This is a genomic window from Enterobacter sp. HMSC16D10 (genome assembly GCF_001807145.1).
GTDB lineage: Bacteria > Pseudomonadota > Gammaproteobacteria > Enterobacterales > Enterobacteriaceae > Enterobacter > Enterobacter roggenkampii.
In genome coordinates, this window is record NZ_KV787862.1 from 123,731 (window position 1) to 137,245 (window position 13,515).

Genomic DNA, 13,515 nt, shown 5'->3' on the forward strand with positions numbered 1-13,515 from the left:
CGGGTGGCGGCTTCGCCTTACCCGGCCTACATTCTTATAGGTCGGGTAAGGCGAAGCCGCCACCCGACACCAAAAAGAGCGCACAAAGCGCCATACCGTTTCTCAGAAGTCATCAATACTTATCCCTTAAGCATGTGAGCAATCCCGACAGTGTTATCAAGGAGAAAGTAATGACCACGGTACGCCATGAGAAAGACTCGATGGGCGCCATCGACGTCCCGGCCGACAAGCTATGGGGCGCGCAAACCCAGCGTTCGCTGGAGCATTTCCGTATCTCGACTGAAAAAATGCCCGTTTCGCTGATTCAGGCGCTGGCGCTCACCAAACGTGCAGCCGCGAAGGTAAACCAGGATTTAGGCCTGCTGGCGGCAGACAAGGCCACCGCCATCATAAATGCCGCCGACGAAGTGCTGGCGGGCAAGCATCCCGACGAATTTCCGCTCGCCATCTGGCAGACCGGTTCCGGCACCCAGAGCAACATGAACATGAACGAAGTGCTGGCGAACCGGGCCAGCGAACTGCTGGGCGGCGTGCGCGGCATGGAGCGCAAGGTTCACCCGAACGATGACGTCAACAAGAGCCAGAGTTCTAACGACGTCTTCCCCACGGCCATGCACGTGGCGGCGGTGATTGCTATCCGCGAGCAGCTTATCCCCCAGCTCAACGTCCTCAAATCCACGCTCAACGAGAAAGCGCAGGCCTTCCGCGACATCGTCAAAATTGGCCGTACGCACCTGCAGGACGCCACGCCGCTGACGCTCGGCCAGGAGATTTCCGGCTGGGTGGCGATGCTGGAACATAACCTGAAGCATATTGAAAACAGCCTGCCGCACCTGGCGGAACTGGCGCTCGGCGGCACGGCGGTCGGCACCGGGTTAAACACCCATCCGGAGTATGCGGTGCGCGTGGCGGAGGAGCTTGCGGCCATAACCGGACAGCCATTCGTCACGGCGCCCAACAAATTCGAAGCGCTGGCGACCTGCGATGCGCTGGTCCACACCCACGGCGCGCTGAAAGGGCTGGCGGCGTCGCTAATGAAAATCGCCAACGACGTGCGCTGGCTGGCCTCGGGCCCGCGCTGCGGTATCGGTGAAATCAGCATTCCGGAAAACGAGCCGGGCAGCTCCATCATGCCGGGTAAAGTCAACCCGACCCAGTGCGAAGCCATGACTATGCTCTGCTGTCAGGTACTGGGCAACGACGTGGCCGTCAACCTGGGCGGTGCATCCGGCAACTTCGAGCTGAACGTCTATCGCCCGATGGTGATCCACAACGTTCTGCAATCGATTCGTCTGCTGGCGGACGGCATGGAGAGCTTTAACGAACACTGCGCGGTGGGGATCGAGCCAAACCGCGGGCGCATCAGCCAGCTGTTAAATGAGTCGCTGATGTTGGTGACCGCGCTCAATACCCATATCGGCTACGATAAAGCCGCCGAGATCGCCAAAAAAGCGCATAAGGAGGGGCTGACGCTGAAAGCCTCCGCCCTGGCGCTGGGCTATCTGACGGAGGCGGAGTTTGATGCCTGGGTGCGCCCTGAGGCGATGGTTGGCAGTCTGAAATAATCAACTCGCCACGTACAGGTGCAGTCGCGGAATAATGAGTTGAAGCGGCTGCGCCTGAGGTCGGTAGCGGTGCTGGACATTTTCAGCATCGTAATTCAGCAACTCACCAATATCCGGCACGATAGCCCCCTGATCGGCATCATAAAGCGCAATCAGCGGCGTCGGACAGGCGTACTGCACCTGTTTTTGCTGACCGGAGTACCAGACGCGGGCGATAGGCTGCACCTTCACCGGGCGCTTAATTTTGAGGCGCGTATCCGCAGGTAGCGAGGCGATGCTGTGGTACTCCTGCTCCAGGCGCTCGATCCACTGCTCACGCGACCACGGCGCGACGGTGCGCGGCGTCTTCAGGCTCTTTTCCAGCTGCGCCAGAATTTCATCCCGGGTGAAGTTTTTAATGATGTGCTTATTCGCCCAGCCGAAGCGCAGCGTGGCGGGATGGCGCAGAACCGTCAGCGTGCGATAGGCATTCAGGGTAATTAACCCCGGAAGCTGACGGTGCACCCACTCAAACCGGGCGGCGGGGGCCAGGCCAGACTCTTCGGTAACGATTTTCTCAAATGCCGCTTTCAGACTGTTGATATGGGCAATCTGGCTTTCCAGCGCCTCGCGCGCTACTGCATCGGTTTGCAGACAGATCACGCCCGGCAGCCGCACGGCCGCCTTGCTGCTGCGCTGTTCAGACTGCTGCTGGATAAAAAGATGGCGATAGTGTTTCATCGCCAGCTCCAGTGCGGCCTTGCCGATGTGCTGCTTCACGTCGATGGTGTCCAGCGGATCGTGCTCGGCCCCTTTGGCCACCTCGGGCAGGGTAAAGACGCGCGCGGCCAGCAGCCGGCAGGTCTGCAAACGTTCTGTCAGGGTCAGCAGCTCGTGTTCTATTTCCCGAAACGTGCTGTTCAGCCGTTCGATAAGATCGTAGGTCGCCATAAGCACTCTCATTAGTTACAACATACTTATCATATAGCACAGCACGCCGGGTCAGGCCAGCGTGCGGTTGAAGTCAGGCAGGGACGGGAAGGGCGATGTTATGGTACACCGGCCAGCTAAAGCAGAAGCGCGCGCCGCCGAGCTCGCTCTCTTCGCAATGCACCGTGCCGCCCATCGCCTGCGCGATAGAGTGGACGATTGCCAGCCCCAGACCGCATCCGCCGGTGGCGCGATCGCGGCTGGGATCGAGGCGGACAAACGGTTCAAACACGGTTTCGCGTGCTTCCGGGGCAATCCCCGGCCCGTCATCCTCAACGGTCAGGCTGGCCTGATTGCCCTGCAGATCCAGCCCAATCTGCAGCGTACTTTCGCTGTAGCGCATGGCGTTGTTCATCAGGTTGTCCAGCACGCGCTCCATCAGGCGCATATCGAGCGCGCCGTAGTCACCCGGCGTGACGCGCGTTAACAGCGTGCGCTGCGGGTTCACGCTCTGAACGTCGTCAATGTGGGTTTGCAGCCAGGCGGGCAGATCGGGCGTGCTGAGGTTTAGCTCGTTTTGCGGGCGATCGAGGCGCGCGTAGGTCAGCAGCTCCTCAATCAGCGCTTCAAGCTGGCCAATATCGCGGTTAAGCGCCTGAGACTCCGCTTCCGTCAGGTTCTCGCTCATCTCCAGACGATAGCGCAGGCGCACCAGCGGCGTGCGCAGCTCGTGCGCGATCCCGTCGATCAGCTGCTTCTTGCTGGCGATAAGGGCATTGATGTTATCGGCCATCTGGTTAAAGGCCACCCCCAGACGTTCAAAGCTGGAACCGCTGTCGAAGTGAATACGCTCTGTAAAATGCCCCTCGCCAAAACGCTGCGCGGCGGATTCGAGTTTCAGCATGTCCTGCCAGTGCGGGCGCATCCAGATAAAAACCGGAAACGCGAGTGAAATGGCGATAAAGGCCATCAGCGCCATGTCCAGCAGGCGCATCTGATGCAGATAATAGAGATAGGGCACCGGCCCGACGGCCAGCACGTAATGGCTGCGCGGAATTCGCTGGATAAAGGTGTATTTCTCATCCAGCGCGACGATGTCCCCGTCGCGCAGACGCTGCATGGCGGGCGGGTCCAGATCGAAATCTTTCAACGGCTCGATGCGTAAATCGAATGACAGATTGAGATCCAGCTCTTTCAGGGTTTTCGCCCAGTCGTGTGGCGGGATCTCTCTCAGCTCGCTGCGCATCAGATAGAGCGAGCTTTTCATCAGGTCGTCCAGAGACTGCCTGCCCGCGCGTTCGGCGGTAAATTTATAGACCAGGCCGACCAGCATGGTCATCACCAGGAAGCAGACAAACAGTAAAAGATAAAACTGCACAAACAGCTTTTTCATTGGATCTCACCGCAAAAACGCTATGTGCAGAATATACATGAAAACCCTTCGAGTTTTTCACGTCTGTCGAGCGTGTTAGACGGCTTTCGCGCTGTTTTTTACCTTGGCGATGAATTTTTCCGTCACGGCCAGGCCTTCTGCAATGTGCGTATCAATCACATCCGTTCCGTATTCACTGATGAGATCCAGCAGTATTTCGTAAGACTGGATGAGTTCCAGCAGGTCAAAGAGCGCTTTTTGATCGGTGCGTGAGGGGGAGGCGTGGTTCAGGGTTGCCTGATTAACAATCCACTCAAGATTGGTTTTTATCGCTTCTACCTGACCGTAGCTATACATAATTCATGAGCTTAAATCCTCATTTCAAGATTTATTGGAGAGATGTCGTGAAAGCTTCACGGCGAAAATGAGTAAAACAATCGCAAGAGCGGGGCGAGCTGAAGAAAGGAGAGTCGAGAAGGTAATTATGGAATAGTTTGCGTGCTTAGCAAGTTAATTGTTGCGCAAACGTAAAAATAAACGCGCGAAAGAAGGGCATTCTCGCGTAATGCCTTTATTTCGCGCAGGTTATCCTGTCCGGCGATCAGGTTTCCCACGCATGTGGGGCAAACAGATAGCCCTTGTTACGCACGGTTTTAATGCGGTAGGGCTCGGTGGCGTTATCCTGCAGTTTTTTGCGCAGACGCGAAATCGCCACGTCCACGCTGCGGTCCATTCCGTCATAGCTTACGCCACGCAGGTTTTTCAGCAGCGCGTCACGGTCCATGATCTGCCCGGCATGCGTTGCCAGCTCCCACAGCAGGTCAAAATCTGCGGTGGAAAGGGCGATAAGCTCGCCAGAGAGCAGCACCTGACGGTTAATCGGATCAATAGACAGCGTACCGAAGCGCATCGCTTTGTGCGGCGTCAGAGACGGCGCCGGTGCTTCGCGTTCGATGCTGGCGTGCTGGCGTAAATGGAGGCGCAGGCGAGCGAGCAGGACGGCTGGCGGTGTGGTTTTCAGAATGTAATCATTGGCACCCATCTCCAGCGACAAAATATGGTTCATATCGCTGTCCAGTGAGGTGAGCAGGACGATAGGGCCCTCCCACCGGGCGCGCAGGTCGCGGCAGAGCGTCATGCCGTCTTTGCCCGGCAACATGATATCCAGCAGCACCAGATCCGGGTTTTCACGGACGACCACCTCTTCGGCACGATCGCCACGAGGTTCAACAATGACGTCCATATCATGTTTACCCAGATAGGCGGCGATCAGCTGCCCGACTTCGGGTTCGTCTTCAACATAAACAATCTTATTCATACAGCGTCTGTTTTCGTGAAAAAAGCCAACATACACCGCGAAACCTTAACCTTCCATTAATCTTTCAAAATTAACGCCGGTTCCGTTATTCTGGCCCATAGGGTGAGTTGATTATTATAAGGAAAACGATGGCTCTGGTGATCAAAGCCGCGCTGGGTGCGCTGGTGGTGTTGCTGATTGGCATTCTGGCAAAAACGAAAAACTACTATATTGCCGGGCTGATCCCTCTCTTCCCGACCTTTGCACTCATTGCCCACTATATTGTGGCGTCCGAACGCGGCACGGAAGCGTTACGCACGACCATCGTGTTTGGCATGTGGTCAATCATCCCGTATTTTCTCTACCTGCTTTCGCTGTGGTATTTCACCGGTTTTCTGCGTCTTCCCCTGGCGCTGGGCGGGGCGGTGGTCTGCTGGGTGCTCAGCGCCTGGGTGTTAATTTTCTTCTGGAGCCGCTTTCACTAGCGCAGCGGTCGGCCGCCGTCCACGGCAAAGGTTCTGCCGGTGACGTAGCAACTGGTGAGCAGGTAATCCACGAGGTCGATGACCTCTTTCTCGCCCGGGGCAATTTTCATCAGCGATTTATTCAGCGCCTGCTGGCGATACTCCGCATCATCGCTTTCGTTGAATAAGATCATTGCCGGGGCGATGGCGTTCACCTTCACCTCGGGGGCGAGCTTGCGGGCAAACGAGCGGGTCATATTATCCAGCGCGGCTTTACTGGCCGCATAGGCAATGTGCTTGTCGCTGCCGCGCTCCACCACATAATCCGTGAAGTGAATGATGTCGCCCGCAGCATGCCCGTGGCCGCGGAGCAGATCCTGCAGAGCGTGGTTAAGCAGATAAGGGGCATTGACGTGGATCTGCAGCATGGCGGAGAGCGTTTCGCTGAGTGACGTACCCGGCTTTTCGGCCTGCCATGCGCTGGCGTTATGGAGCACGGCGCGCAGACCCGTTGTGGTGGATTTCACCTTTTCCGCAAAGGCCAGAATGCCTTCATCGGTTGAAAAATCAGCCTGAATGCAGACCGCCCCGGCTTTGCGCAGCCCTTCAATCGACGGGTATTCCGTGCGGTAGCTGACAATGACCGGATGGCGAAGGTTGAGAAAATGATGGGCGAGGGCGAGGCCGATACGGCGGCCTCCGCCGGTGATCAGTATGGGGCGAAGCGGTGCATTTCCCATCGTATTCTCCTTTACAGTTCAACAATGGGAAAGGCGATGCTATCCCACTAACATCCAGGTTGCCGGCACGGCAGCAACCAGTAACAGTCCAATTAAGGCCATTTCGCGGCGCTTCAGCGCGTTCTCCAGCTCATGCGTGCGGCGGGCGTAGATGAACACCAGCAGACCCGGTGCGTACAGCACCACCGACAGCAGCAGATGCATAGGTCCGGAAGCATACAACAACCACAGGCCGTAAATACAGGCTCCGACACCGACGACATAATGCGCCGGGCGTGTGGCAATTTTTAACAGATACGCACCCACTAAGAAATAGGGTACCAGAATCATCTCCGAGGCGATGGTCAGCAGCGTGTTATAGTCTGAACCTGTGAGCCAGATCAGCACCAGACAGATCTGAACGCTGATGTTGGTCAGCCAGAGTGAGGCAGACGGCGCGCTGTTTTGGTTTTGACGCGCAAACAGGCGTGGAAACGCCTTGTGCGTCGCGGCCAGGAAAGGCACTTCAGCCGCCATGATGGTCCAGCTCAGGTAGGCTCCGCAGACGGAGATGATAAGACCCGCCGCAATCACCACATCGCCCCAGGGGCCGAGCATTTTCACCATCAGGCCCGCCATTGACGGGTTACGCATTTCAGCCAGCTCAGGACGCGCCACCACGCCCAGCGACAGCAGCGTTACCAGCAGATAAACCCCGAGCGCAGCCAGTACGGCCAGCAGCGTGGCGCGGCCTACATCGCGTTTATTTCGGGCCCGGGCAGAAACCACAACCGCACCTTCAACACCGATGAACACCCACAGGGTAATCAGCATCGTGTTTTTTACCTGCTCCCAGACGGGGACGCCCAGCGCAACGCCGCTGAAATCGAGCGTGAACACGTCCATACGGAACGCAATGAAGGCCAGAACGATAAACAGGCCGAGCGGAACCAGTTTCGCGAGCGTCGCCACCAGGTTAATGCTGGCGGCCGTTTGTACGCCACGCAGCACCAGCCAGTGGACGAACCACAGTAACACCGAGGCGCCCACAATAGACTGCCAGGTATTCCCGTCGCCAAACAGTCGCAGCTCAGGCGTATCGGTAAAGAAACTGAGGGCCGAGAAAACGATCACCAGATAGGAGACGTTGGCGATCACCGCACACAGCCAGTATCCCCAGGCGGAGCAGAAGCCAATCAGCTCGCCGAAGCCTTCCCGGGCATAGGTGAAAATGCCGCCGTCCAGGTCCGGGCGAATGCGTGTCAGCAGCAGCATGGCGAAGGCCAGCAGCAATATTCCGACACCCGTAATGCCCCAGCCAATGATGAGGGCAGACGGGCTGGCGACGGCCGCCATATTTTGCGGCAAACTGAATACGCCCGCACCCAGCATTGAGCTTAAAACGAGTGCAGTCAGAGCACTCAGGCCAAGTTTCTTTTCCATTGGCTTCCTGTTATGAAAGGTCAAAATCCAGAATAATTATTTCGCTCAGGCGCATAAAAATGGTGGATCACACTAAGGCGCGGGATTTTACGGAGTGTAACGAAAGCATGCAATGACGTGTGGCAGAAATTCAAAAAAAGTAACAAAAAAGGCGGCATTGCGCCGCCTTTTTTAAACGATTTTGTTACTTGTACAGATCGGCGCTGATGGTCACGTTGTTACCACGTTCCTGCCACTGGCGGGTGATGTGGTAGAATTTCGCCCCTTTCTTCGCCGCACGCTTCGCGACCTGGTAAGAGACTTCCGTCATGTTACCGTAGTTGCCGGTAAATTTGATGCTGTCGAACGGCACCATCTGCGCGGCAGTGGCGTTGTTCAGCTCTTCAACTTTGGTACCGTCTGGCAGCGTAACCGAATAACGACCACCTTTCGTGGACTGCGTTTCAAAGAAACGGCCCACTTCAGCGCTTGGCGTAGCCGTCGTTGCGACGCCTGGGATTTCCACTTTCTTCGCTTCTTCGCCGCCTTTCGCTATCGCCGCGCGACCGGCTTCGGAGTTTGCCGGAATCGCATCCGGGCTCTGCAGAACACGTTTCTTCGCATCTTCTTTATAGATGAACGCGGTAATACGCTGGTTGCCGCCCTGGTTAGCATCGACCTGACGCACGATGTAGAAAGCGTAGGCCCCTTTCTCTTTCGCGGCTTTGGTGATGGCATCGTTCACTTCAGGCTGGCTGCGGTAAAAGCCCTGAACGGTGACGGTGTCGTACGGTTCCAGCGCAATTGCCTGATCTTTCGGCAGTTCAACAACACCGTTAATCACGCGGTTTTTCGGTGCGTCAGCTTTTGGCGCGTTGTCCTTATACAGCGCAATGGTCACGCGCTGGTTACCGCTGTTGCCGTTATCAGACTGGTCAACAACATAAAACGAGGCTGCCCCGTTTTTATCAGCGGCCTTTGATGCAGCGGCGACGGCGTCGCCAATAGAATTATAACGACCCACAATGACCTTATGGTCAAAAGGTTTTAACGCTGCCGCTTGCTCCGGCGTTAACTCTGTTGCGGCATTCGCAGACAGGGCGGTCGCGGAGAGAAGTGCGGACGCCAGGAGTGTGTTCTTAAGCTTCATAAAAATGATCCTTCGCCTTGCGCAAACCATGTACTGGTATTGTTGTTAATTTGAGACGGTCCCGATTATGGCATTTAAAACCCGTCGCTGTCTGCGCCATTTTTCACTGCCTGTGCTCACTGAATCACCTTATTCGATAACATTTAGTGATATGTTGAAAAAACACGCGTTTGACAAGTAAAACTGATAAAGCTTATGACTTTTACAAGTTAATTTAATGTTAATAAGTTGTTCTCTCATGGCGCTATATCATGTTTTTACCGCTTCGCTTGCGCGAATTATCGGTTCTGGCGATGAATTTAAGGTAAATATCACTGTCAGTGACGCCGATCGCTTATTTTTCACAGATAAAGTAAGAAATAGTGTTTTCTGGCGGTAGATCACGGCCGCTATTTTCAGTAGGTTATAGACAGTTTGTTACTGTTTTATTTTCCGGGGTTAATTGTGTCTCATTGCTTGCGTGATGGCGAAAAATGATACAAACCGCGGGCACTTATCGTTAAACCATCATCAAAAACCGATGGAAGGGAAAACTATGCGTATTGGGGTACCAAAAGAACGGTTAGCCAATGAAACCCGCGTAGCGGCAACACCGAAAACGGTGGAGCAACTGCTTAAGCTGGGTTTTACCGTCGCAGTTGAAAGCGGCGCGGGCAAACTGGCGAGTTTCGATGACGAGGCCTTTATTCAGGCTGGCGCGGAAGTGGTGGACAGTGCCGACGTGTGGCAGTCGCCGGTTATTCTGAAGGTCAACGCACCGGAAGAGAGTGAGATTGCGCTGCTGAATCCGGGCACCACGCTGGTGAGCTTTATCTGGCCTGCGCAAAATCCTGAGCTGATGGAAAAACTGGCCGCGCGCGGCGTCACCGTGATGGCGATGGACTCCGTGCCGCGTATTTCGCGCGCCCAGTCGCTGGACGCCTTAAGTTCGATGGCAAACATTGCGGGCTACCGCGCCATTGTTGAAGCGGCCCACGAATTTGGTCGCTTCTTTACCGGTCAGATCACCGCGGCGGGTAAAGTCCCTCCGGCGAAGGTGATGGTGATTGGCGCGGGCGTGGCGGGACTTGCCGCCATCGGTGCGGCAAACAGCCTGGGCGCTATCGTTCGCGCGTTCGATACCCGTCCTGAAGTGAAGGAACAGGTCCAGAGTATGGGGGCCGAATTCCTTGAGCTGGACTTCAAGGAGGAAGCGGGCAGCGGTGATGGTTACGCGAAGGTGATGTCGGAAGCCTTTATCAAAGCCGAAATGGAACTTTTCGCCGCGCAGGCGAAAGATGTCGACATCATTGTGACCACCGCGCTTATCCCGGGTAAACCGGCGCCGAAGCTGATTACCCGTGAGATGGTGGACTCCATGAAGCCGGGCAGCGTGATTGTCGACCTGGCCGCGCAAAACGGCGGCAACTGCGAATATACCGTAGCGAATCAGGTGACCACGACCGCAAACGGCGTGAAGGTGATCGGCTATACCGATCTGCCGGGTCGCCTGCCGACACAATCGTCTCAGCTGTACGGCACCAACCTCGTCAACCTGCTGAAGCTGCTTTGCAAAGAGAAAGACGGCAACATCACCGTCGATTTTGACGACGTGGTGGTGCGCGGTGTGACCGTGGTGCGTGAAGGTGAAATTACCTGGCCTGCGCCACCGATTCAGGTTTCGGCCCAGCCTCAGGCAGCGCCTAAAGCGGCGCCTGAACCAAAAGAACCTGCCAAACCGGCTTCCCCGTGGCGCAAATACGCGATCATGGCGCTGGTGATTATTCTGTTCGGCTGGCTGGCTGACGTCGCGCCGAAAGAGTTCCTCGGCCACTTTACCGTCTTCGCGCTCTCCTGCGTCGTGGGCTACTACGTGGTGTGGAACGTCTCCCATGCGCTGCATACGCCGCTGATGTCGGTGACCAACGCCATCTCCGGGATCATCGTGGTGGGGGCGTTACTGCAGATTGGCCACGGCGGCTGGATCAGCTTCCTGAGCTTTATCGCGGTGCTGATCGCCAGTATCAATATTTTCGGTGGTTTCACCGTGACTCAGCGCATGCTGAAAATGTTTCGTAAAGGCTAAGGGGTAGCATATGTCTGGAGGATTAGTGACAGCCGCATACATTGTTGCTGCAATCCTGTTTATTTTCAGTCTGGCGGGGCTTTCCAAACACGAAACGTCTCAGCAGGGGAATAACTTTGGTATCGCCGGGATGGCGATTGCGCTGATTGCCACCATCTTCGGGCCGGACACCGGCAACGTGGCGTGGATCCTTGTGGCGATGATCATCGGCGGTGCGATTGGTATTCGCCTGGCGAAACGCGTTGAAATGACCGAGATGCCGGAGCTGGTGGCCATTCTGCACAGCTTTGTGGGTCTGGCTGCAGTGCTGGTGGGCTTCAACAGCTACCTGTACCACACGCCAGGTCTGGAACCAATTCTGGTGAATATTCACCTGACGGAAGTGTTCCTCGGTATCTTCATCGGTGCGGTCACCTTCACCGGTTCCATTGTCGCGTTTGGCAAGCTGCGCGGGAAGATCTCCTCTAAGCCGCTGATGCTGCCAAACCGCCACAAGCTGAACCTGGCGGCGCTGGTGGTGTCGTTTGTGCTGCTGGTGGTCTTCGTGCGTACCGAAAGCGTCGGTCTGCAGGTGCTGGCGTTGCTGGTGATGACCATCATCGCGCTGGCCTTCGGCTGGCATCTGGTGGCGTCCATCGGTGGTGCGGATATGCCGGTGGTGGTCTCCATGCTGAACTCCTATTCCGGTTGGGCGGCAGCGGCGGCGGGCTTTATGCTGAGCAACGACCTGCTGATCGTCACCGGTGCGCTGGTGGGTTCTTCCGGTGCGATCCTGTCTTACATCATGTGTAAGGCGATGAACCGCTCGTTCATCAGCGTCATCGCCGGTGGCTTTGGTTCTGACGGCTCGTCTACCGGCTCCGATGAGGAAGTGGGTGAGCACCGTGAGATCAGCGCGGAAGATACCGCCGAGATGCTGAAAAACTCGCACTCGGTCATTATCACCCCGGGCTACGGCATGGCGGTGGCACAGGCGCAGTATCCGGTGGCGGAAATCACCGAGAAGCTGCGCGCGCGCGGCATCAAGGTGCGCTTTGGTATTCACCCGGTGGCGGGGCGTCTGCCAGGCCACATGAACGTGCTGCTGGCGGAGGCGAAAGTGCCTTACGACATCGTGCTGGAGATGGACGAGATCAACGATGATTTCGCCGACACCGACACCGTGCTGGTCATTGGGGCTAACGACACCGTTAACCCGGCGGCGCAGGACGATCCGCGTAGCCCAATCGCCGGGATGCCGGTTCTGGAAGTGTGGAAGGCGCAGAACGTGATCGTGTTTAAGCGCTCAATGAATACCGGCTATGCCGGGGTGCAGAACCCGCTGTTCTTCAAAGAGAACACCCACATGCTGTTTGGCGATGCCAAAGCCAGCGTGGATGCGATTCTGAAAGCGCTCTGACAGGGTAAAGCCCGGTGGCGCAAGCTTACCGGGCCTACCAAACCCGTAGGCCGGGTAAGGCGTAGCCGCCACCCGGCAAAAAAAAACCGCCGGTTCGCCGACGGTTTTTTTTTCATCTTGCGGGTCAATCGTCTTCCGGATCGTCAAGCTCAACCGGCGTCTGGTACTCATCCGGCTTGATGACCAGCAGGTCGCAGCGCAGATGGTCGATCACCTGCTCGGCGGTGTTGCCGAGGAAGGCGGCAGAAATACCGGTACGGCCAATGGTACCCAGCACCACAATCCCCGCCTGCAGGTGTTCAGCCAGGTCCGGGATCACCTCTTCAGGCAGCCCTTTTTCCACGTGGGTCATCTTCTCATCGATGCTGAATTTCTGGCGCAGCGCTTTCATGGCCAGCAGGTGCTGACCGCGGATGGCGTCGTTATACACGCTCGGGTCAAATTCCGGCAGCTCAATGGCGATGTTAATCGGGGTAACCGGATAGGCACCTACCAGATGCACTTCGGTGTGGTTGACCTGGTCGGCAAGCTGGAGGGTCTCCTTCACCAGCTTCTCGTTCAGCGAGTTATGGTAATCCTCTTCGCTGGCGAGGTTTACCGCCACAACGGCTTTCCCGCCTTCAGGCCACGGCTGGTCTTTCACCATCCAGACCGGGCAAGGGCATTTACGCAGCAGGTGCCAGTCGGTCGGGGTGAAGATCACGGATTCCAGCTTGTCGTGCTGGTGCGCCATCTTCAGCAGCAGATCGTGCCCACCGGAAACGACTTCCTGAATGATGGCTTCGAAAGGTCGGTTGTGCCAGACCACTTTAATATCAATGGGCACACCCGCTTCCAGGTAATACTTCGCCTGTTCGCGGATCCACGCGGTACGCTGGCTGATGACGCCCTGACGCATAGCGGTGCGCTCGTCAGGCGACAGAAGGGTGGTCATCTCATACGAGAAGTCATAGATCGGCAAAAACGCTTTGATTTTGCCACCAATCCGTTGATGTAAATACACAGCACGTCGTAATGCCGGCTGATCGTCCTGATTCGGATCGATTGCTACCAGCATGTTTTGATACTTGGCCATACAGGTCTCCTTACTACTGTCACCACAGTCTGTAATTAAAAGAGTAACCTATATATCCTGAATGAAACAGAGGAGAGC

12 protein-coding genes are annotated in these 13,515 nt (G+C 56.4%); 4 read left to right on the forward strand and 8 right to left on the reverse strand.

All coding sequences use genetic code 11. The features are described from left to right. Window positions 1-170 precede the first annotated feature (170 nt). Complete coding sequence (gene fumC, locus HMPREF3143_RS08595) at window positions 171-1,565, forward strand: class II fumarate hydratase (protein WP_070532644.1); 1,395 nt, start codon at window positions 171-173, stop codon at window positions 1,563-1,565. On the opposite strand, the gene tus is transcribed toward fumC, so the two are convergent. From tus to rstA, 4 genes are all read right to left on the reverse strand, one after another. Continuing rightward, window positions 1,566-2,495 (reverse strand): DNA replication terminus site-binding protein, encoded by a 930-nt coding sequence (tus, locus tag HMPREF3143_RS08600; RefSeq protein WP_023292613.1) that lies wholly within the window; start codon window positions 2,493-2,495, stop codon window positions 1,566-1,568. 73 nt (window positions 2,496-2,568) lie between these two features. Beyond that, the gene (rstB, locus tag HMPREF3143_RS08605; protein WP_023343989.1) at window positions 2,569-3,867 is read right to left on the reverse strand and encodes a two-component system sensor histidine kinase RstB; all 1,299 of its coding nucleotides are present in this window, start codon (window positions 3,865-3,867) and stop codon (window positions 2,569-2,571) included. A 75-nt stretch (window positions 3,868-3,942) separates the two neighbouring features. Further along, window positions 3,943-4,203 (reverse strand): hypothetical protein, encoded by a 261-nt coding sequence (locus HMPREF3143_RS08610; RefSeq protein ID WP_008500551.1) that lies wholly within the window; start codon window positions 4,201-4,203, stop codon window positions 3,943-3,945. A 244-nt stretch (window positions 4,204-4,447) separates the two neighbouring features. Further along, complete coding sequence (gene rstA, locus HMPREF3143_RS08615; RefSeq protein WP_021241154.1) at window positions 4,448-5,164, reverse strand: two-component system response regulator RstA; 717 nt, start codon at window positions 5,162-5,164, stop codon at window positions 4,448-4,450. A 128-nt stretch (window positions 5,165-5,292) separates the two neighbouring features. Here rstA and HMPREF3143_RS08620 point away from each other — a divergent pair, with 128 nt between their 5' ends. Continuing rightward, a complete protein-coding gene (locus HMPREF3143_RS08620; RefSeq protein ID WP_070532648.1) occupies window positions 5,293-5,628 on the forward strand; it encodes a GlpM family protein in 336 nt (111 codons plus the stop codon). On the opposite strand, the gene folM is transcribed toward HMPREF3143_RS08620, so the two are convergent. The 3 genes from folM to ydgH form a co-directional block, all read right to left on the reverse strand. Beyond that, window positions 5,625-6,347, reverse strand: coding sequence for a dihydromonapterin reductase (gene folM, locus HMPREF3143_RS08625; protein WP_032674641.1), 723 nt, complete (start codon window positions 6,345-6,347; stop codon window positions 5,625-5,627). The two genes, HMPREF3143_RS08620 and folM, sit on opposite strands and share 4 nt — an antisense overlap. A gap of 39 nt (window positions 6,348-6,386) precedes the next feature. Further along, on the reverse strand, window positions 6,387-7,769 hold the full coding sequence (locus HMPREF3143_RS08630; protein ID WP_070532651.1) for an amino acid permease: 1,383 nt from the start codon (window positions 7,767-7,769) through the stop codon (window positions 6,387-6,389). A 184-nt stretch (window positions 7,770-7,953) separates the two neighbouring features. Next, complete coding sequence (gene ydgH / locus HMPREF3143_RS08635; RefSeq protein WP_023327293.1) at window positions 7,954-8,898, reverse strand: DUF1471 family protein YdgH; 945 nt, start codon at window positions 8,896-8,898, stop codon at window positions 7,954-7,956. Between the two features lie 535 nt (window positions 8,899-9,433). Here ydgH and pntA point away from each other — a divergent pair. Beyond that, window positions 9,434-10,963, forward strand: a complete 1,530-nt coding sequence (gene pntA / locus HMPREF3143_RS08640) for a Re/Si-specific NAD(P)(+) transhydrogenase subunit alpha (protein WP_021241157.1) — start codon at window positions 9,434-9,436, stop codon at window positions 10,961-10,963. Between the two features lie 10 nt (window positions 10,964-10,973). Next, window positions 10,974-12,362, forward strand: coding sequence for a Re/Si-specific NAD(P)(+) transhydrogenase subunit beta (gene pntB / locus HMPREF3143_RS08645; protein WP_021241158.1), 1,389 nt, complete (start codon window positions 10,974-10,976; stop codon window positions 12,360-12,362). Between the two features lie 124 nt (window positions 12,363-12,486). On the opposite strand, the gene uspE is transcribed toward pntB, so the two are convergent. Then, the gene (uspE, locus tag HMPREF3143_RS08650; protein ID WP_032674643.1) at window positions 12,487-13,437 is read right to left on the reverse strand and encodes a universal stress protein UspE; all 951 of its coding nucleotides are present in this window, start codon (window positions 13,435-13,437) and stop codon (window positions 12,487-12,489) included. Between the last annotated feature and the right edge of the window lie 78 nt (window positions 13,438-13,515).

Bases quoted from the DNA above. Each gene is read 5' to 3' on its own strand.
- HMPREF3143_RS08620 (WP_070532648.1), top strand. From the start codon at position 5,293: ATGGCTCTGGTGATCAAAGCCGCGCTGGGTGCGCTGGTGGTGTTGCTG.
- uspE (WP_032674643.1), bottom strand. From the start codon at position 13,437: ATGGCCAAGTATCAAAACATGCTGGTAGCAATCGATCCGAATCAGGAC.
- HMPREF3143_RS08610 (WP_008500551.1), bottom strand. From the start codon at position 4,203: ATGTATAGCTACGGTCAGGTAGAAGCGATAAAAACCAATCTTGAGTGG.
- tus (WP_023292613.1), bottom strand. From the start codon at position 2,495: ATGGCGACCTACGATCTTATCGAACGGCTGAACAGCACGTTTCGGGAA.
- ydgH (WP_023327293.1), bottom strand. From the start codon at position 8,898: ATGAAGCTTAAGAACACACTCCTGGCGTCCGCACTTCTCTCCGCGACC.
- rstA (WP_021241154.1), bottom strand. From the start codon at position 5,164: ATGAATAAGATTGTTTATGTTGAAGACGAACCCGAAGTCGGGCAGCTG.
- rstB (WP_023343989.1), bottom strand. From the start codon at position 3,867: ATGAAAAAGCTGTTTGTGCAGTTTTATCTTTTACTGTTTGTCTGCTTC.
- folM (WP_032674641.1), bottom strand. From the start codon at position 6,347: ATGGGAAATGCACCGCTTCGCCCCATACTGATCACCGGCGGAGGCCGC.
- pntB (WP_021241158.1), top strand. From the start codon at position 10,974: ATGTCTGGAGGATTAGTGACAGCCGCATACATTGTTGCTGCAATCCTG.
- HMPREF3143_RS08630 (WP_070532651.1), bottom strand. From the start codon at position 7,769: ATGGAAAAGAAACTTGGCCTGAGTGCTCTGACTGCACTCGTTTTAAGC.
- fumC (WP_070532644.1), top strand. From the start codon at position 171: ATGACCACGGTACGCCATGAGAAAGACTCGATGGGCGCCATCGACGTC.
- pntA (WP_021241157.1), top strand. From the start codon at position 9,434: ATGCGTATTGGGGTACCAAAAGAACGGTTAGCCAATGAAACCCGCGTA.